The sequence below is a fragment of the Streptomyces soli genome (assembly GCF_003999195.1).
GTDB lineage: Bacteria > Actinomycetota > Actinomycetes > Streptomycetales > Streptomycetaceae > Actinacidiphila > Actinacidiphila soli.
Genome location: NZ_RJVR01000075.1, coordinates 1 through 18,457 on the forward strand (window position 1 = coordinate 1; position 18,457 = coordinate 18,457).

Genomic DNA, 18,457 nt, shown 5'->3' on the forward strand with positions numbered 1-18,457 from the left:
CCGTCGCGGTCGCGCCGTCCGAGCCGGAGCCCGTCACGGAGCCCGCCCCGGCCCCCGTACGCCGCCGCGCCACCCGCAAGGTGAGCGCCCCCGCCGGCTCGCCCAGCGCGTCGGCAGAGGCCGCCGTGGTCGTCGTACCGACCGCCGAGGCGACCGCCGCCCCGGAGCCGGACGGCGAGGTCGCGGCGTCGGCTGAGTTGGAGCCCAAGAAGCGGGCCCCGCGCAAGGCTGCCGCCAAGAAGGCGCCCGCGAAGAAGGCTGCCGCCAAGAAGACGGTTGCCAAGAAGGCCGCCGCCAAGAAGACGACGGCCAAGAAGGCCACCGCCAAGACCACGGCCGCCGCAGAGCAGTCGCCTGCGGCGGGCGTCTCGGCGGAAGCCTGACGCTGCCACGGGCTGCACCCCGCAACCAGGTTCGGGCGCACGGGCCTGCGCCGTCGGGGTGCGGCCCGTTGCCGTGTGCGGGTGGGTTGGGCCGGCCTCCCCCAAAGCTTCCTTTGGGTGGGGGTCCCCCCGGCCGGAGGCTGGGGAGTGCCCCCCAGACTCCGTCTGGGGGGACCCCCACCTCGCTTCGCTCCCCTCGGAACGGGCCACCCCCAACCCGCTGCCGCCGCCCAGTTTGACCGGGCCGGAGGCGACCCGTAACCTTGACCTTCGGCGTTTCTGCGCCCACTCCTGAGCAAATCCCTCCCGGTTCCGCCGGGAGAGGCCCCCCATCGCACCACCCGGGACGGCTGGCATCAGGGGTACCGAATCGAGCTAGAGAGTGAGTTCCGCGTGTACGCAATCGTGCGCAGTGGCGGCCGCCAGCACAAGGTGGCCATCGGCGATGTCGTAGAGGTAGACAAGATTTCCACCGGCAAGGTGGGCGACGCGGTCGAGCTCTCGACCCTGCTCGTTGTCGACGGCGACGCGGTCACCAGCGACCCGTGGGTTCTGGCCGGCATCAAGGTCCAGGCCGAGATCGTGGACCACCACAAGGGCCAGAAGATCGACATCCTTCGGTACAAGAACAAGACCGGCTACCGCCGTCGTCAGGGTCACCGTCAGCAGTACACGGCGATCAAGATCACCGGTATCCCCGCAGCTGCGAAGTAAGGGACTGAGGAGAGATGGCACACAAGAAGGGCGCATCGTCCACCCGGAACGGTCGCGACTCAAACGCTCAGTTTCTCGGCGTAAAGCGTTTCGGCGGCCAGGTCGTCAACGCCGGTGAAATCATCGTCCGCCAGCGCGGCACCCACTTCCACCCCGGCGCCAGCGTCGGCCGTGGCAAGGACGACACGCTGTTCGCCCTGGCCGCCGGTGCGGTCCAGTTCGGCACCAGCCGTGGTCGCAGGGTCGTGAACATCGTTCCGGTCGCCGAGTAATCAGCCCGTAGAGCGAACGTAGCGAACACGCCGAGGGCGGACGCTGTTTCTCCGTTTGGGGAAGCAGGTCCGCCCTCGGCGCGTTGGCAAGAGAACAATCCCGTACGTATCTGGAGGAACCCTGCCATGACCACCTTCGTGGACCGCGTCGAACTGCATGTCGCCGCGGGTAACGGGGGCCACGGCTGCGCCTCCGTACACCGGGAGAAGTTCAAGCCGCTCGGCGGCCCGGACGGCGGCAACGGTGGCCGTGGCGGCGATGTGATCCTGGTCGTGGATCAGGCGGTCACGACGCTGCTCGACTACCACCACAGCCCCCACCGCAAGGCCACCAACGGCAAGCCCGGCGAGGGCGGCAACCGCTCCGGCAAGGACGGTACGGACCTGGTCCTGCCGGTCCCGGACGGCACAGTCGTCCAGGACAAGGACGGCAACGTACTGGCCGACCTCGTCGGCCAGGGCACCACCTTCATCGCCGGTCAGGGCGGCCGCGGCGGCCTCGGCAACGCCGCGCTGGCCTCCGCCCGGCGCAAGGCGCCCGGCTTCGCGCTGCTCGGCGTGCCGGGGGAGGCCCGGGACATCGTCCTGGAGCTCAAGACCGTCGCCGACGTGGCCCTGGTCGGCTACCCGAGCGCGGGCAAGTCCTCGCTGATCTCGGTGCTGTCGGCCGCGAAGCCGAAGATCGCCGACTACCCCTTCACGACCCTGGTCCCGAACCTGGGCGTGGTCAACGCCGGCGCCACCGTCTACACCATCGCCGACGTCCCCGGCCTCATCCCCGGTGCCAGCCAGGGCAAGGGCCTGGGCCTGGAGTTCTTGCGGCACGTCGAGCGCTGCGAGGTCCTCGTCCACGTCCTGGACACCGCCACGCTCGAGTCCGACCGCGACCCGGCCAGCGACCTAGAGACCATCGAGGACGAACTGCGGGCGTACGGAGGCGGCTTGGAGAAGCGGCCGCGTCTCGTCGTTCTCAACAAGGTCGACATCCCCGACGGCCAGGACCTCGCCGACATCATCCGCCCCGAGCTCGAAGCGCGCGGCTACCAGGTCTTCGAGGTCTCCGCCGTCTCCCGGCACGGGCTCAAGGAACTCTCCTTCGCCCTCGCCAAGATCGTCGCCGACGCCCGCGCCGCCAAGCCGGTCGAGGAGGCCACCCGCATCGTCATCCGGCCCAAGGCCGTCGACGACGCCGGCTTCACCATCACCGAAGAGGACGGCGTCTACCGCGTCACCGGCGAGAAGCCCGAACGCTGGGTCCGCCAGACCGACTTCTCCAACGACGAAGCCGTCGGCTACCTCGCCGACCGCCTCAACCGCCTCGGCGTCGAGGAAGCCCTCGCCAAGGCCGGTGCTCGCGCCGGCGACGCCGTCGCCATCGGCGACACCGAAGACGCCGTCGTCTTCGACTGGGAGCCCTCCCTCGCCGCCGGCGCCGAAATGCTCGGCCGCCGCGGCGAAGACCACCGCTTCGACGCGCCCCGTCCCGCCGCCCAGCGCCGCCGCGACCGCGACGCCGAGCGGGACGATGCGCAGAAGGAGTACGGCGCCTTCGACCCCTTCGCGTAAGGTGCCGCGGGCCTGAAGTAGCCCGGGTGAAGAAGGGCAACTTCGCGAATATATCCCTCGCTGGGGCCAAGAGGCCGGCCTCATATTGAAGCCTCAGAGTTCTTCACCAGCGGCTGCGTCGTGCCGCCGCGCTGGTCGGCTTCGGCGGCGAGGGCGAGGGCGGCGGCGCTGACGGCCGCGGAGCGCCCGTCCTCCGGGTGGTCTTGGCATACGCTCCACCTCGTCCGCGCTCTCGCGGACGGATGAGGTGGTGAGGTGGTCCAACTCTGGGTGCGGCGGGCCAGTTCGGTCGGCGCGCTGGTCGACGGAGCCGGTCATCGGGTGCGCTCGCGGGCGACGGGGGGCGGCCACGCAGACCTCGTCGTAGGCCTTGATGTCGGTGGCCTCGATCTTCTGATCAGGAAGCGCTCGCGGAGCACGATCACCGGGTTGACGTCGAGGTCGGCGCGGGGTGGAGCCACATGGTGGCCTGGTAGGCGGAGGTGGCGCCGCCGGAGAGGTCGGGGTGGCCGGATCGGCAGGGAACAAAACGTGAGAGGTGTGTGGAGTGTGTCACAGTGGCCGGCTGTCATTTGCCTGTGATCACCCGGGCGCGACAAGGTGAACCCAGGGTTGCCGGTGCCTTCCTGGCGGGGGTGGTTCATCTTGCGAGGTGGTAACGCAGGGTGCGACCATCGGCCAGTCCCTCATTTTCTCAAGGTAGGTCGTCTGTGTCCGAGCACATAGCCAAGCCCCGCACCACAGCCGTGGTTCTGGCCGGCGGAACCGGTCAGCGCGTCGGTCTGTCGATCCCGAAGCAGCTACTGAAGATCGCCGGCAAGGCGGTCATCGAGCACACGCTCGCGATCTTCGAGGCGGCGGAGGACATCGACGACATCTTCGTGCTGATGGCGCCGGGCTATGTGCCGGAGGTTGAGAAGATCGTCGCCAAGGCCGGGCTGACGAAGGTCACCAGGATCATCGAGGGTGGTTCGACCCGCAACGAGACCACCGAGCGGGCGATCGCCGCGCTGAGCGAGGGCCTCGCCGACGGCGAAGACCGCAATGTGCTGTTCCACGACGCGGTACGCCCGCTGCTCTCGCAGCGTGTGATCACCGACTGTGTCTCGGCGCTGGAGCGTTACACGGCCGTCGACGTGGCCATCCCCTCGGCGGACACCATCATCGTCACCCGCACCCACGGCGGGGACGGCGAGTTCATCACGGACGTCCCGGACCGGTCGCGGCTGCGCCGTGGCCAGACCCCGCAGGCGTTCAAGCTCTCCACCATCCGCCGGGCCTACGAGGTGGCCGCCGGCGACCCGAACTTCCAGGCGACCGACGACTGCTCGGTCGTGCTGAAGTACCTGCCCGACGTGCCGATCTACGTCGTCCCCGGCGACGAGTACAACATGAAGGTCACGCAGCCGGTCGACGTCTTCATCGCCGACAAGCTGTTCCAGCTCGCCTCGCAGACCGCGCCCGACCAGGCCGACGAGGCCGCGTACCGCGAACTGCTGGAAGGCAAGACGCTGGTGGTCTTCGGCGGCTCCTACGGCATCGGCGCGGACATCGCCGAGCTGGCCAAGAAGTTCGGCGCGAACGTCTACCCGCTGGGCCGCTCGACGACCGGCACGCACGTCGACAACCCCGAGCACGTCGACGACGCGCTGTCGAAGGCGTATACGGAGACCGGGCGGATCGACTACGTCGTCAACACCGCCGGGGTGCTGCGCATCGGCAAGCTCGCCGAGACCGACAACGCCACGATCGAGGAAGCGCTGCGGGTCAACTACCTCGCGCCCGTCCAGATCGCGCGGGCCTCGCACAAGTACCTCGCCGAGACCCGGGGCCAGCTGCTGCTCTACACCTCCAGCAGCTACACCCGCGGCCGCGCCGAGTACAGCCTGTACTCCTCCACCAAGGCGGCCATGGTGAACCTCACCCAGGCACTCGCCGATGAGTGGGCGGCCGACGGCGTACGCGTCAACTGTGTCAACCCGGAGCGCACGGCAACGCCCATGCGCACCAAGGCCTTCGGCCGGGAGCCGGAGGGGTCGCTGCTGTCGTCGGAGGCCGTGGCCCGCACCTCGCTGGACGTCCTGGTGTCGGGACTCACCGGCCATGTGATCGACGTCAGGCAGCAGGACCCCACCAGGGGAGCGGCCACTGCCTCCGGCTTCGAACATGCCCTGGCGGCGGTTTTGGCCCAGGGTGAGGACGTATAGTACCGTCTGCGCCCTTTAGAACTCATGGGTCCCTGGTTGTGCCGATTCGAGGATCGGACATCGCCAGGGACCCGATCCATTGATGACGAGTTTCACAAATCCCCGCAAAAGAGACCAGCTTCACCAAATCCCAGGAGTAAGTCTCCCGTGATATCGACCGCCGTCCGGCTGGCCCGGGTGGGCAACCGCTCCGAACTGGCCGCCGCGCTGCTCATGGCGCTGAGCTACCCGAGCATGGTGCTCGCCGCACTGCTCCCGAGCCTGCCGTTCTTCGTCGCGGCACTGGCCGTGAGCTACGTCGCCGACTGGTATCTGAACCAGCGGAAGGTCTACCTCCTCACCGGGCTGAGCAAGGCCCGCGCGGGCCTGTCGATCCGGTTCCTTGCCCGCGAGTTGATGGTCATTCTCTTCCTGGCGCGGTCCATACCGGACGAGGACGTGGTCTCCTACGTGGCGATCACCGCCTTCCTGCTCTTCTACGCGCTCCAGGCCCCGCACAGCGTTCTGCTCACGCTGATCCGCAACCGCCGCAGGCTGCCCTTCGCCACTCGGAACATCGACCTGACCGGGCTGTCCATCCCGGACGCACCGTCCGCCCGCCTCACCAACCGCGGCGCGGAGAAGATGCTGCACCTGGACCTGGCGGCCGTGGTCGGGCTATTGGTCTCCGTCGGGACCGGGAGAGCCGTGTACGGCGTCGCGGGCGGCGCCGTCACGTTCGGACTGGGTGCGCTCTACGTGCTGGCCCTGATGCCGTACTTGAGCCCCAAGCGGCTGCCCGCCGGCACCGACGAAGCGCTGGCCTTCATGGACCGCTGGCTGCGCTCCTACCAGCCCACCACGGTGCTGTACTTCTCCGGCTCCCAGGACTCGGCGTACCAGGTCAACATGTGGCTGGAGACCATGGGCGACCTCGACGGGCGTCCGCTGATCATCCTTCGCGAGCGCTTCATCCTGCCGCAGCTCGCCGACACCGCGGTGCCGGTGCTGTGCGTGCCCAGCGCGGTGCACCTGATGAACCTGGATCTGTCGATGCTCCGGGTCGCCCTCTACCCCGCGAACGTCGGCAAGAACATCCACATGCTCCGCGAGCCCGGCGCCAAGCACGTCTTCGTCGGCCACGGCGACAGCGACAAGCTCGCCAGCGTCAACCCGTTCAGCAAGGCGTACGACGAGGTGTGGACGGCCGGCAAGGCCGGCCGTGACCGCTACGCGCTGGCCGATGTCGGTGTACGCGACGAGGACATCGTCGAGGTCGGCCGCCCCCAGTTGGCCCGCATCCGGCCGTGGACCGGGAGCGTTCCGGACGGTTGCATCCCGACCGTGCTCTACGCGCCCACCTGGGAGGGCTGGACCGACGACCCGGGCAACACGTCGGTGATCCTGGCCGGCGTGAACATCGTCCGACGTTTGGTCGACGCCGATCAGCCGGTCCGGGTGCTCTACAAGCCGCACCCCTTCACCGGCACGGTCAGCCCGAAGGCCAAGCGGGCGCACGAGCGCATCGTCGCCTTGATGGAGAAGGCCGCCGCCGAGCGCGCCGCCGACCCGCGGTTCGCCGCTCAGGCTGCCGCCGGCGCCGCCGAGCAGGCCGAGGCCCGGGCCGAGCTGGTCCGTATCGAGGCCGCGCTGTCCGAACTCGGCGACGACGGCAACGAGATCACCGACGACGCGGAGGCTTCGCGGGACGCCGCCGCCGACCACGAGCGGGTCGCCGAGGTGACCCGGCTGCGCGCCGAGTGGAACGCCGCGTACTGGAGGTCCTTCGGCACCTGGCAGCACAAGGTCGTCAGCGGCCCGATGCCGCATCTGTACGACTGCTTCAATGTGTCGGACGCGATGGTCTCGGACATCTCCAGCGTGGTCTCCGACTTCATCGCCACCGGCAAGCCGTACGCCATCACCGACTCCGCACGGCTCGGCGAGACGGAGTTCAAGCGGCAGAACACCGCCGCCCGCGCCGCGCTGATCCTCGACAACAAGGCCTCGCGGATCGGCGAACTCCTCACCGCGGTCACCGACCCCGCCCAGGATCCGCTGACCCTGGCCCGTAAGGACGTCAAGGAGTACCTCCTGGGCCCGGACGAGCCCACGTCGCTGGTGCGCTTCAACGCTGCCGTACAGGACCTCGCGGCCAGGGCGGAGGCCCGCCTGGCCCGTCAACTGCTGGTGGGCGAGGAGCAGCCCGCCGCCGAGACCGACGTGAACGTGGAGACGGGGTCGGAGGCCGACGCCGAGGCCGAGACCTCCACCGAAGCGGTCTGACGCACGGCGCGATGCCGGGTCGCCCACGCGGGCGGCCCGGCATCTTCATTTCTCAGCGAAGAAAAACGTTTCGAACAGGCGTGGGTGGGCAGGAGCGCGAGAATCATCGTGGTTTTCCGGAGAAGAGGCTCCTCAGTGCACCGTCACGACTTCCTGCGTCAGCTGCATCACGTGTACAAACCGCACAATTACCTTGAAATCGGAGTCAATGACGGTCGGAGCCTGGCGCTGTCCCGGGTGGCCTCGGTCGCCGTGGACCCCGCCTTCAAGGTCGTCACGGACATCAGCTGCGACGTCCACCTCGTCAAGGCCACCAGCGACGACTTCTTCGCCCGCAAGGACCCGCTGCTGCACCTGCGCCCCGGCCGCAATCCCTTCCGTGCGTTCGCCCGCAAGGACCCGCTGGCGTGGTTCGGCGACCCGGTCCTGGAGCTGTCGTTCATCGACGGCATGCACCTCTTCGAGTACGCGCTGCGCGACTTCATAAACGTAGAGAAGCACTCCCGCTGGTCGAGCGTGATCGTCCTGGACGACATGCTGCCGCGCAGCGTCGACGAGGCCGCCCGCGACCGGCACACCGACGCCTGGACCGGCGACGTCTACAAGGTGGCCACCGTCCTGCGGCAGCACCGCCCGGACCTGCTCGTCGTCCCCGTGGACACCTCCCCGACCGGCGTGGTGCTGGTCTTCGGCGCCGACCCGGACAGCACCGTGCTGCGCGATCAGTACGACAGCCTCCTGACGGAGTACGTCGTCCCCGATCCCCAGGACGTGCCCGACGAGGTGCTGACCCGCAAGACCGCGGTGGCGCCGGAGGCGATCCTGCGCGCCGACTTCTGGCCCGCCCTGTCCCGGGCCCGCAACGTGCGCCGGCCGCGCTCCGCGTACGCCGCGCTGCGCCGCCGGATCGAGTCCCTGACCGAGTGATGAAGTCCCGGTGACGTACGGGCAACCAAAAGGGTGCGGGGTTGGTCGAACACACAACAGTTCCGGCCAACCACGTCCGTTTCGGGGAGACTTCGTGCACGCTCTTACGGTTCTCAGATCCGCCGTCGCCACCGGGGCGCTGGCGTCGGTCACGATGCTGCCGGTGACGGCCGCTGTCGCCGACGACAGCTCGGCCTCGCCGACGCCGTCCTCCTCCCCGTCGTCCGCGTCGTCCGCGTCGGCATCCCCCGCGCCGACGACGTGCACAGTGATTGACGACGACAGCCTGGACGTGTCCCTGAGCGGTCTTCCGGTCGAGGTGACCGCGGGCGGCGGCTGGGGGCGGTTCACCGTACTGGTGCACAACAGGGGCACGCACACCATCGACGGTGCCGCACCGTCGATCTCGCTCAGCCCGTACGACAGGGACGAACTCTCCGACTTCGACCTGCAGTTCCAGGACCCGGACAGCGGCCGGTGGAAGGAGATCCCGGTGTCGAGGGACTTCGGCAGCCCCTTCACCTATGTGACGGTCGTGCCGGGTGCCACCACGCAGGTGCCGGTACGCGTCCGGGCCTCGGCCGACGCGCCGGACGGGGGAGCGGGCGTCATGGTCTACGGCCAGTGGGACAACGGCGACGGCACCTGCGGCACCTCCGACGGTGACCAGGGCGACATCAACCTGACGGCCGCGTCCCCGACGGCGTCGGCGAGTCCGGCGCCGTCCGGGTCGGCCAGTGCTTCGGCCGCTCCTTCGGCCTCCCCGTCCACGACCTCCGGTACCGATACGCAGACCGCGTCGCGCAGTGCGCTCGCCGACACCGGTTCCCCCTCCGCTCTGCCCGCCCTCGCCGTGACCGGAGGCGCCGCCCTGGCCGTGGGCACCGGGGCCCTGGTGGTGGTGCGGCGGCGCCGGAACACCACGCGGTGAGCCCTAGCCCCGCTCGGCCGCCAGCAGCGCCGGGAAGGCCTCGTGCAGCGCCTCGCGCCAGTCGCGGATCGGCTCGACGCCGGCGGCCCGCCAGCGGTCGTGGCCGAGGACGCTGTACGCCGGTCGGGGGGCCGGGCGGACGAAGGCGTCACTGGTCGTCGGGCGGACCCGCTCCGGGTCCGCGCCGAGCAACCGGAAGATCTCCCGGGTGAAGCCGAACCAGGTGGTCTCGCCGCCGCTGGTGCCGTGGTAGATCCCGGCCGGGGCGTCACCCGCCAGCGCCGACCGCCCCAGGCGGACCAGCCTGTCGGCGAGATCGACCGTCCAGGTGGGCTGGCCGCGCTGGTCGTCGACCACGTCCAGGGTGTCCTTGACGCCCTCCAGCTTGATCATCGTACGGACGAAATTGCCGCCGCCCGCGCCGTACAGCCACGCCGTGCGCACCACATACCCCGCGCCGGGGAGCGCGGACAGCACCGCCTGCTCGCCGGCCAGCTTGGTGCGGCCGTACGCGCTGCGCGGGGCCGTGGGGGCGTCCTCGGCGTACGGCGAGGTCCCGTCGCCCGCGAAGACGTAGTCCGTGGAGACCTGGAGCAGCTTGGCGCCGGTCTTGGCGCAGGCTTCGGCGAGGTGCCGGGCACCGTCGCCGTTGATCCGCAGGGCGTCGGCCTCGCGGGCCTCCGCGTCGTCCACGGCGGTCCAGGCGGCGCAGTTGACCACCACCGCCGGGCGGTGGGCGTCCAGCGCCTCGCCGACCGAGGCGGCGTCGGCGATGTCGAGGGTCTTGCGGTCCAGGCCGACAGCCTTCTCCGCACCGTCCCGCTCCAGCCGGGCCAGAAGGTCCTGGCCCAGCATCCCGCCCGCTCCGGTGATCAACCAGCTGCCGCTCATGGTGTTCCTGTCCTCTGTGTTCGTATGCGGTACGAATCCTAGTCGGGGTGTCTTACCCGAGTGCGGAGCCGAACCTCGCCCCGGCGTACGGGGCGCCGATCGTCCGACCGCCGAAGGTGAAGGCGGCATCGGTCACCAGTCCGGCCGGGCGGCCGCGCAGCACCGTCACGGCGCCGTTGCCGCTGTCCTCGGTCACCGCGGCGGCGGCGAGGTCCGCGTAGCCGTTGCCGTTGACGTCGAGCAGCTGCACCTGGCCGCCGAAGCGGTCGTTCTTCTCGGCGGTGCCGGGGACACCGCCGGTGTTCTGGTTGAAGGCCTGGGCGTGCGTTCCGCTGAGGCCGGACGTTCTGCCGCGCAGCAGGACGACCTGGCCGGCGTTCGTCCTGCCGTTCACGGTTTTCCCGGGGATACCCACGGCGACATCGTCGATGTCGTCGCCGGTCACGTCGCCGACGGACAGGGAGCTGCCGAATGCGTCGCCGGTCCGGCTGGTGCCGGGGACGCCGGGGGTGTTCTGGGTGATGGTGGTCCAGCCGGACTCCGGGACCAGGCCGTCGCGGGTGCCGTAGACGGTGATCAGCTTGGCGCCGTTCTCGGTGTCCCCGAGGAGAAGGTCCTCGTAGCCGTCCCCGTTCACATCGCCCATGGCGAGGCTGCTGGCACTGGTCATGGGCGGCAGGGAGGCGGCGGAGGCGGTCAGGCCGGAGCGGCCGCCGAGCAACAGCTCGGTCATGAAGGTGCCCTCGCCCACGTACTCGATGAGGGCCAGGTCCGAGTAGCCGTCCTCGTTCACATCGCCGCCGGCGGCGTGCCACACGTCGGCGGCGCCGTACGTGAACACAAGGAACGAGGTAACTGAAGCGGGTTTCCCGGCCCTGAAGACCGGGCCGTTCCAGATCACCGCGTCCGTCAGCGGATCCTCGGCGGTCATGTAGCCCGTTCGGAAGAGCGCGACGTCCGGTCGGCCGTCGCCGTTGAAGTCGCCGGTCTGGGCGAGGTTCCCGTGGCCGGGGACCCGGGTGCCGCCGGAGAGGCCGTACTTGCCACCCCAGACGATGACCGAGTCCTCGCTGCCGTGGCCGCTGATGACGAGGTCGGCATAGCCGTCGCCGTCCAGGTCGCCCTTCGACACGCCTGACCCGAACTCCTCGCCCGAGGAGGGGCCGCCGGGAATGCCCTGCGTGGCACGGCTGATGACCGTGTGTCGGGACGCGGACAGTCCGTGGGCGGAGCCGTACATCACCGTCACGTACCCGGCGTCGGTGAGTCCGCCGACAGTCCCTCTGGGGGCGCCGACCACGAGGTCGGCATAGCCGTCGCCGTTGAAGTCCTCCTGTACGGAGGCTCTGACGGTGCCGGCGCCGGATGTGGCGGCCTTGGCGGTGGGGCCGGTGCTGCAAGCGATCAGGGCACACGCCGCGGTTACCGCCGTCAGCGCGGTCATCGTCCAGCGAGATCGGATACGGGCAGACATACGGCAACCCTCTCTTCGGTGGCGTTACGGTGAACAGGACCAGCCACTGCCGGAGAGGGTTGTACGTAAAGCAGCTTTCGTCAGCTGAGTGCCGCGCGCTCCTTGAGCGGCTCCCACCAGTCGCGGTTGTCGCGGTACCAGGCGACGGTCTCGGCGAGGCCGGTCGCGAAGTCCTTGCGGGGCTCGTAGCCCAGCTCGGTGCGGATCTTGGTGCAGTCCACCGAGTAGCGGCGGTCGTGGCCCTTGCGGTCCGTGACGTACTCGACGCTGGTGTCCCAGTCGGCGCCGCAGGCTTCCAGCAGCAGCCCGGTGAGCTCCTTGTTGGACAGCTCGGTGCCGCCGCCGATGTTGTAGACCTCGCCGGCCCGGCCCTTCGTGCGGACCAGGTCGATGCCCTGGACGTGGTCGTCGATGTGCAGCCAGTCGCGGACGTTGCCGCCGTCGCCGTACAGCGGGACCTTCTTGCCGTCCAGCAGGTTGCTGATGAACAGCGGGATGACCTTCTCGGGGAAGTGGTGGTGCCCGTAGTTGTTGGAGCAGCGGGTCACCCGCACGTCGAGGCCGTGCGTGCGGTGGTACGACAGCGCGATCAGGTCGCTGGACGCCTTGGCCGAGGAGTAGGGCGAGTTGGGCTGCAGCGGGTGCGTCTCCGGCCAGGAGCCCTCGTCGATGGAGCCGTAGACCTCGTCGGTGGAGATGTGCACGAAGGTCTTGATCCCGGCCCGGTGGGCGCCGTCGATCAGGGTGTGCGTGCCGACCACGTTCGTACGGACGAACTCGGCGCCGCCGTCGATGGAACGGTCCACGTGGGACTCGGCGGCGAAGTGCACCACCTGGTCGTGCTCGGCCATCAGCTTCCCGACCAGCTCGGGGTCGCAGATGTCGCCCTGCACGAAGCCGAAGCCCGGGTGGTCGCGCACCTCGTCGAGGTTGGCCGGGTTGCCCGCGTAGGTGAGCTTGTCCAGCACGGTTATCGCCACATCGCCCGGACCCTGTGGGCCGAGGAGGGTACGGACGTAGTGCGAGCCGATGAAGCCGGCGCCGCCGGTCACCAGAATCTTGGTCGTCATGAAGAGATCTGCACCTTGCTGTGGTCGCCGAGGACGAGACGGTGGGCTGCGGGATTGCGGGGCGCGGGGGTGACCTCGACGTTGCGGCCGATGAGCGAGGCCTCGACCCGGCGCACACCGCTGATGGAGGACTCGCGCAGGACGATGGAGTACTCGACCTCGCTGTCGTCGATCCGGCAGTCCTCGGAGATCGAGGTGAACGGGCCGATGTACGAGTCGCTGATCACCGAACCGGGGCCGATGATCGCCGGTCCGACGATGCGCGATCCGCGGACCTCGGCGCCGGCGTCGATCCGCACGCGGCCGATGATCTCGCTGGACTCGTCGACGGTGCCCTCGATGCCGGGCTCGACCGTCTCCAGGACCGAACGGTTCACCTCCAGCATGTCGGCGACGTTCCCGGTGTCCTTCCAGTAGCCGGAGATGGTCGTCGAGCGGACGTCCTGCTGCTGGTCGATCAGCCACTGGATGGCGTGGGTGATTTCCAGCTCGCCGCGCCAGGAGGGCTTGATGCTGCGGACGGCCTTGTGGATGGCGGGCGTGAACAGATACACGCCGACCAGCGCGAGGTCGCTCTTGGGCTCCTTCGGCTTCTCCTCCAGCCCCTTGACGCGGCCGCTCGCGTCGAGCTCGGCGACGCCGAAGGAGGTCGGGTTGGGCACCCGGGTGAGCAGGATCTGCGCGTCGGGGTGCTCCGAGCGGAACTCCTCCACCAGGCCGGTGATGCCGCCGACGATGAAGTTGTCACCCAGATACATCACGAAGTCGTCGTCACCGAGGAAGTCCTGAGCGATCAGGACCGCGTGCGCCAGACCGAGAGGCTTCTCCTGCGGGATGTATGTGACATTGATCCCGAGTTTGGATCCGTCCCCGACGGCTTCCCGGATCTCCTCCGCGGTGTCGCCGACGATGATTCCGACTTCGCTGATGCCGGCGTCGGCGATCGCCTCCAGCCCGTAGAACAGCACGGGCTTGTTGGCCACGGGGACCAGTTGCTTCGCCGACGTATGGGTTATCGGACGCAGGCGGGTGCCCGAGCCACCGGAGAGTACGAGAGCCTTCATGGGGGGCATCCTAACGGCGCTTCTCGTCAAGCAGCGCGCCGTGTGTTCTGTCACAGTTCAGCAAACCAACGCGGAGAGTTTGTCATCGATTCGTGTCCCGGCTCCCCTTCGGCGGGGGCACGGGTCTCGCGTTCAGCCGTTAGCCTGGCCCGGACGACTGTCCGGAGCGCAGAAAGAAGACACATGCCCGTCAAGGTGAGCGTGGTGATCCCGGTCTACAACCCGGGCAAGTACATAGAGGACTGCATCGCCTCGCTGCTGCGTCAGAGCCTGCCCGACGACGAGTACGAGGCGATCTTCGTCAACGACGGCTCCACCGACGAGACGCCTGCGCTCCTGGACCGGCTGGCCGCCGAACACCCGCACATGCACGTCATCCACCAGGAGGCGTCGGGCTGGTCCGGCAAGCCCCGGAACACCGGCATCGCGGCCGCCAAGGGCGAGTACATCCAGTTCGTCGACAACGACGACTGGCTCGGCGACGAAGCTCTCAAGCGGATGTACAACTACGGGGTCGAGAACAACGCCGACGTGATCGTCGGCAAGATGGCCGGCAAGGGCCGTCCCGTCCCGCTGGAGCTGTTCCGCAAGAACCGCCCGCACGCCAACGTCGAGAACGCCCCGCTGATCGACAGCCTCACCCCGCACAAGATGTTCCGCAAGGAATTCCTGGACCGGCACAACCTCCGGTACATGGAGGGGCGCCGCCGCCTGGAGGACCACGTCTTCGTCACCGAGGCGTATCTGCGGGCCGAGAACGTCGCCGTGCTCAGCGACTACCTCTGCTACTACCACGTCAAGCGGGACGACGCCTCCAATGCCGGCTTCCAGCGCTTCGACCCGGTCGGCTACTTCAAGAACCTCCGCGAGGCCCTGGACGTCGTCGAGAAGCTCACTGAGCCCGGCCCACTGCGCGACCGCCTCTTCCGGCGCTGGCTGCGCAACGAGATGGTCGAGCGGATGCGCGGCCAGCGGCTGCTGAAGCTGCCCGCCGACTACCGTCAGGAGCTCTTCGACGAGATCCACAAGGTGGTCGTCGAGCGCTTCGGCCCGGGCGTCGCCGCGGGCATGCAGCCGACCCAGCAGATCGTCGCCGGGCTGATCGCCGCCAACCGTCTCGGCGACGTCGAGGAATTCGCCCAGTGGGAGTCCGGGATCAAGCCGTCCGGCACCCTGGAGAGCCTCGGGTGGGAGAACGGCCGGCTGAAGATAGGTTTCACCGCCGAGTACCGGTCCGGTGGCGAACCGATCACCTTCCGTAACGACGGTGACAAGGACCTGCTCGCCCCGCCGCTGCCGCAGTCCAGTCTGGACGCCATCGCCCTGCTGGGCGCGGACACCTCCGCGCCGCTGGGCAAGTCCAAGGTGGACCTCGTCGTCCGTGAGCGCGAGACGGCCGCGGAGTTCTTCCAGCCCGTCGAGCTGACCCGTGACAAGGTCGCCGTCGAGGGCCGTGACGCCTTCTTCCGGCAGGTCCTGCGCGCCACCGCGCAGGTCGACCCGCTGACCGCGGCGAACGGCGCGGAACTGGGCGCCGGCATCTGGGACGTCCTGATCCGGATCAGCTCCTGCGGCTGGACCAAGGAGACCCGCCTCGGTTCCGTACGCACCGACCAGGCCCGCCACGGACGCGGCGCCGCCCTGCTCGGCTCCCCGGAGCAGCTGGTTCTCCCGTACTGGACCGACCCGCACGGCAACCTCTCGCTGGATGTCGGCCAGAAGACCAACCGGATCGCGTACGAGTTCGCCGGGCTGACCCCCGCCGATGTCACCGTCACGCAGGACCCCGCCCGGCTCACCGCCCCCCTGCCGCTGCACGTGCAGGCCAGGAGCGAGGTCGCCCTGAAGCTGACGGACGTCGAGGCGAAGCGCACGGTGGCCGTGCCCGCGGTGCTCACCGACCGCCCGGCCGGCGGCGCCGAACTGACCGCAGACCTCCCGCTCGGCGAGCTCATCGGAGCCCAGTGGCGGCTGGAGCTGACCCTGCCGTCGGCCGGCAAGCCGAAGTCCGTGGCGCTCCCGCTGGCGCTTCAGGCCCCCGCGGGCGGCGGCGCCATCGTGGTCAAGCCCGTCGCGGCAGCTGCCGAGGACCTGGCCGCCAAGGGCCCCGAGCGGGGCAAGCCCGCCCCCCAGCCGGGGCAGCGGTCCGCCCTGCGCGGCGCGGTCGGCAAGCTGCGCCGCGCCCTGAAGAAGTAAAGGACTCAGAGAAATGCGACCACTGGGCATCGAAGGCGCTTGGGTACTGGAGCCGAAGGTCTTCCCCGACGACCGCGGCAGCTTCCACGAGTGGTTCCGCGGCACCGAGTTCCGCGAGGCGACCGGCCAGGACCTCACCCTGGCCCAGGCGAACTGCTCGGTCTCCAAGCGGGGCACCCTGCGGGGCATCCACTTCGCCGACGTGCCGCCGAGCCAGGCCAAGTACGTCAAGTGCGTGCGCGGCGCGGTCATCGACGTCATCGTCGACATCCGGGTCGGCTCGCCGACGTACAAGCAGTGGGAGGCCGTTCGCCTCGACGACGAGACCCACCACGCCGTCTACCTGTCGGAGGGCCTCGGCCACGCCTTCTTCGCCCTGACCGACGACGCCACCGTGGTCTACCTCTGCTCCGAGGGCTATGCCCCCGGGCGCGAGCACGGCATCCACCCGCTCGACCCGGACCTGGCCATCGCGTGGCCGGCTGGCATCGAGCCGCTGTTGTCCCCGAAGGACGAGCAGGCACCCACACTGGCTGAGGCAGAGGCTCAGGGCCTGCTCCCGGCGTACGAGGACTGCGTCGCGTACCGAAGTCGACTGCGCCACGTATAACACCCGCTCCTGTGTGTGACGGGCCCTTCCTGGGAAACCAGGAAGGGCCCAAGTCTTTGTCCCATGGGTGCTCGCGAGGGAACGCGGAAGGCTCCGCAGCCCCCTCCTGGGCGAAGGAAACAGCGCCGAAACGGGAAGCGTGGACTGAGCAACATGGGTTTGACCAGCGAGACAACGGTGTACGTGATGGCGGCACTGGCTGCGGTCTGTGTGGCGCTGCTGGTATGGCTGTGGCCTCGGCTGGCCGAGCCGGGGCTGCGCCAGGTGCTCGGGCGGCTGGCGGCCATTGGGGTGACCCAGGTGACGATCGTCGCCGCCTTCGCGTGCGCGGTGAACTCGTCGTACCAGTTCTTCGGTTCCTGGAACGAGCTCGTCGGCAATGTCGACACCGCGCCCGTCGGCGTGACGGGCGCGGCAGACGCGAACGGCGACGGCACGATGTACGGCATCAGCAGCGTCAAGGGGTCGCTGATACAGTCGGCCGGTAATGAGCAGCTGAGCCGGGTCAGCGGCCTGCCCACCGGCCCTGCCGCCCAGAACGGCCGGGTGGAGTCGGTACGGGTCATCGGCCGCCGTACGGGCGTGGTCGACCCGGCGTTCGTCTACCTGCCGCCGCAGTACTTCCAGAAGGCGTACTACCGGCAGCGCTTCCCGGTGATCGTCGCGCTCAGCGGCTACCCCGGCAGCATCTTCAACCTTGCGCAGTACCTGCGGGTCTCGCAGACCGCCGGAGAGCTGCAGAAGAGCGGCCGGATGCAGCCGACGATCATGGTCATGATCCGGCCGACCGTCGCCCCGCCGCGCGACACCGAGTGCGTCGACGTCCCGGGCGGACCGCAGACCGAGACCTTCCTGGCCAAGGACCTCCCGCAAGCCCTCAAGTCCGTCTACCGGGTCGGCCACGACGCCAGCGCCTGGGGCGTGATGGGCTACTCCTCCGGCGGCAGCTGCGCCCTGCAGCTGACGATGCGCAACCCCCGTGTCTACACCGTGGCCGCCGCCCTGTCGCCGGACTACAAGGTCAAGGACGACCCCACCACCGGCAACCTCTTCGGCTCCGATCCGGGCCGCGTCAGCCGTGTCAACGGGCACGACCTCATGTGGCGGCTCAAGCACCTGCCAGCGCCCCAGGTCTCGGTCCTGGTCGCCAACAGCAAGCACGGCGAGCGGGGTTACGCGCAGACCGTGGCCTTCGTCAAGGCAGTCAAGGCGCCCATGCGCGTCGTGTCGATACTGCCCGACAACGGCAGCCACAACTTCCCGACCTGGGTACGGGAGATGCCCGCCGCCCTGAAGTGGATGAACCAGCAGCTGACCTTCCCCCAGGACGTCGTGCCGCGGAACCACCAAAAGAAGGGCCCCGTGACCACCGCCCACCCGCAGCCGGGCCGTAGCACCGTGCGCGCCGCGGGCACCGGGCCGGCGACGACTGCCGGCCCGCGCAAGTGATCGACTGCCGCTACTGCTTCGGTACGTGGATGTCCGCGCTGCTCAGCGTCTGCGGCCGGTCCGTGAAGACCCTCAGCCGTATCCGCAGGTGGGTCCTGTTCGGGATGGGGTAGCGGCCGTTGCCGGGCACGAGGACGTAGCGCGCCGACTGGTGCGGGCGCAGCACGGACGGGCCGCTGCGGACGGTCCAGTAGGCAGAAGTGCCCTCGCCGGTGCTCGTCGCGAAGTTCGGGGTGAGGGCGGTGTCACCGTTGTTCGTCGCCTGCACGGTGAGCGTGCTGATACCGCCGTTGTCAGCCGGTACGGTGCCGATTGCCAGCCTCATCGGCGCCGCGCTCGCGGCGGCGATCGCCACGCAGGCGGCGGCGGGAGCCAGCACCGCCGCCGTCAGAGCCGCGCCGGCCGCCCGCCGCCTGGGCAGCGGCAGTCGGCCCAGCG

Annotated in this window: 14 protein-coding genes and 2 pseudogenes; 11 read left to right on the plus strand and 5 right to left on the minus strand. The window is 69.4% G+C overall.

Annotation, left to right across the window (positions count from 1 at the left end):
* The 8 genes and pseudogenes from EFK10_RS05900 to EFK10_RS05935 form a co-directional block, all read left to right on the plus strand.
* Positions 1 to 383, plus strand: a pseudogene (locus tag EFK10_RS05900) (ribonuclease E/G); the annotation flags it as partial.
* A gap of 393 nt (positions 384 to 776) precedes the next feature.
* A complete protein-coding gene (rplU, locus tag EFK10_RS05905; protein WP_127354697.1) occupies positions 777 to 1,097 on the plus strand; it encodes a 50S ribosomal protein L21 in 321 nt (106 codons plus the stop codon).
* Positions 1,098 to 1,111: 14 nt separating this feature from the next.
* A complete protein-coding gene (gene rpmA / locus EFK10_RS05910) occupies positions 1,112 to 1,369 on the plus strand; it encodes a 50S ribosomal protein L27 (protein ID WP_127354698.1) in 258 nt (85 codons plus the stop codon).
* Between the two features lie 126 nt (positions 1,370 to 1,495).
* Entirely contained in the window at positions 1,496 to 2,935 is a 1,440-nt protein-coding gene (obgE, locus tag EFK10_RS05915; RefSeq protein WP_127354699.1) for a GTPase ObgE, read from the plus strand.
* Between the two features lie 710 nt (positions 2,936 to 3,645).
* The gene (locus EFK10_RS05920; protein ID WP_127354700.1) at positions 3,646 to 5,142 is read left to right on the plus strand and encodes a bifunctional cytidylyltransferase/SDR family oxidoreductase; all 1,497 of its coding nucleotides are present in this window, start codon (positions 3,646 to 3,648) and stop codon (positions 5,140 to 5,142) included.
* A 147-nt stretch (positions 5,143 to 5,289) separates the two neighbouring features.
* Positions 5,290 to 7,407, plus strand: a complete 2,118-nt coding sequence (locus EFK10_RS05925) for a hypothetical protein (protein WP_206305317.1) — start codon at positions 5,290 to 5,292, stop codon at positions 7,405 to 7,407.
* Positions 7,408 to 7,542: 135 nt separating this feature from the next.
* On the plus strand, positions 7,543 to 8,334 hold the full coding sequence (locus tag EFK10_RS05930) for a class I SAM-dependent methyltransferase (RefSeq protein WP_127354701.1): 792 nt from the start codon (positions 7,543 to 7,545) through the stop codon (positions 8,332 to 8,334).
* 94 nt (positions 8,335 to 8,428) lie between these two features.
* Positions 8,429 to 9,265, plus strand: coding sequence for a hypothetical protein (locus tag EFK10_RS05935; RefSeq protein WP_127354702.1), 837 nt, complete (start codon positions 8,429 to 8,431; stop codon positions 9,263 to 9,265).
* Positions 9,266 to 9,268: 3 nt separating this feature from the next.
* On the opposite strand, the gene rfbD is transcribed toward EFK10_RS05935, so the two are convergent.
* From rfbD to EFK10_RS05955, 4 genes are all read right to left on the minus strand, one after another.
* Complete coding sequence (gene rfbD, locus EFK10_RS05940; protein ID WP_127354703.1) at positions 9,269 to 10,156, minus strand: dTDP-4-dehydrorhamnose reductase; 888 nt, start codon at positions 10,154 to 10,156, stop codon at positions 9,269 to 9,271.
* A gap of 52 nt (positions 10,157 to 10,208) precedes the next feature.
* On the minus strand, positions 10,209 to 11,630 hold the full coding sequence (locus EFK10_RS05945; protein ID WP_127354704.1) for an FG-GAP-like repeat-containing protein: 1,422 nt from the start codon (positions 11,628 to 11,630) through the stop codon (positions 10,209 to 10,211).
* 80 nt (positions 11,631 to 11,710) lie between these two features.
* Positions 11,711 to 12,700: a dTDP-glucose 4,6-dehydratase gene (rfbB, locus tag EFK10_RS05950; protein WP_127354705.1), complete on the minus strand. Its 990-nt coding sequence runs from the start codon at positions 12,698 to 12,700 to the stop codon at positions 11,711 to 11,713.
* On the minus strand, positions 12,697 to 13,764 hold the full coding sequence (locus tag EFK10_RS05955) for a glucose-1-phosphate thymidylyltransferase (protein ID WP_127354706.1): 1,068 nt from the start codon (positions 13,762 to 13,764) through the stop codon (positions 12,697 to 12,699). Before EFK10_RS05955 ends, rfbB begins: the two co-directional genes overlap by 4 nt.
* Before the next feature lie 183 nt (positions 13,765 to 13,947).
* Between EFK10_RS05955 and EFK10_RS05960 the strand changes: the two genes are divergently transcribed.
* The 3 genes from EFK10_RS05960 to EFK10_RS05970 all read left to right on the plus strand — a co-directional run bounded on the left by EFK10_RS05960 (position 13,948) and on the right by EFK10_RS05970 (position 18,019).
* Positions 13,948 to 15,960: a glycosyltransferase family 2 protein gene (locus tag EFK10_RS05960; protein WP_127354707.1), complete on the plus strand. Its 2,013-nt coding sequence runs from the start codon at positions 13,948 to 13,950 to the stop codon at positions 15,958 to 15,960.
* A gap of 13 nt (positions 15,961 to 15,973) precedes the next feature.
* The gene (rfbC, locus tag EFK10_RS05965; RefSeq protein ID WP_127354708.1) at positions 15,974 to 16,570 is read left to right on the plus strand and encodes a dTDP-4-dehydrorhamnose 3,5-epimerase; all 597 of its coding nucleotides are present in this window, start codon (positions 15,974 to 15,976) and stop codon (positions 16,568 to 16,570) included.
* A 153-nt stretch (positions 16,571 to 16,723) separates the two neighbouring features.
* Entirely contained in the window at positions 16,724 to 18,019 is a 1,296-nt protein-coding gene (locus tag EFK10_RS05970; protein ID WP_127354709.1) for an alpha/beta hydrolase, read from the plus strand.
* 10 nt (positions 18,020 to 18,029) lie between these two features.
* Here the strand turns inward: EFK10_RS05970 and EFK10_RS05975 are convergent.
* Positions 18,030 to 18,457: pseudogene (locus tag EFK10_RS05975) on the minus strand (hypothetical protein); the annotation flags it as partial.

Coding starts and splice junctions, on each gene's coding strand:
- obgE (WP_127354699.1), top strand. CDS start 1,496: ATGACCACCTTCGTGGACCGCGTCGAACTGCATGTCGCCGCGGGTAAC.
- EFK10_RS05970 (WP_127354709.1), top strand. CDS start 16,724: ATGGGTTTGACCAGCGAGACAACGGTGTACGTGATGGCGGCACTGGCT.
- rfbB (WP_127354705.1), bottom strand. CDS start 12,700: ATGACGACCAAGATTCTGGTGACCGGCGGCGCCGGCTTCATCGGCTCG.
- EFK10_RS05945 (WP_127354704.1), bottom strand. CDS start 11,630: ATGTCTGCCCGTATCCGATCTCGCTGGACGATGACCGCGCTGACGGCG.
- rfbD (WP_127354703.1), bottom strand. CDS start 10,156: ATGAGCGGCAGCTGGTTGATCACCGGAGCGGGCGGGATGCTGGGCCAG.
- EFK10_RS05960 (WP_127354707.1), top strand. CDS start 13,948: ATGCCCGTCAAGGTGAGCGTGGTGATCCCGGTCTACAACCCGGGCAAG.
- EFK10_RS05955 (WP_127354706.1), bottom strand. CDS start 13,764: ATGAAGGCTCTCGTACTCTCCGGTGGCTCGGGCACCCGCCTGCGTCCG.
- rpmA (WP_127354698.1), top strand. CDS start 1,112: ATGGCACACAAGAAGGGCGCATCGTCCACCCGGAACGGTCGCGACTCA.
- rfbC (WP_127354708.1), top strand. CDS start 15,974: ATGCGACCACTGGGCATCGAAGGCGCTTGGGTACTGGAGCCGAAGGTC.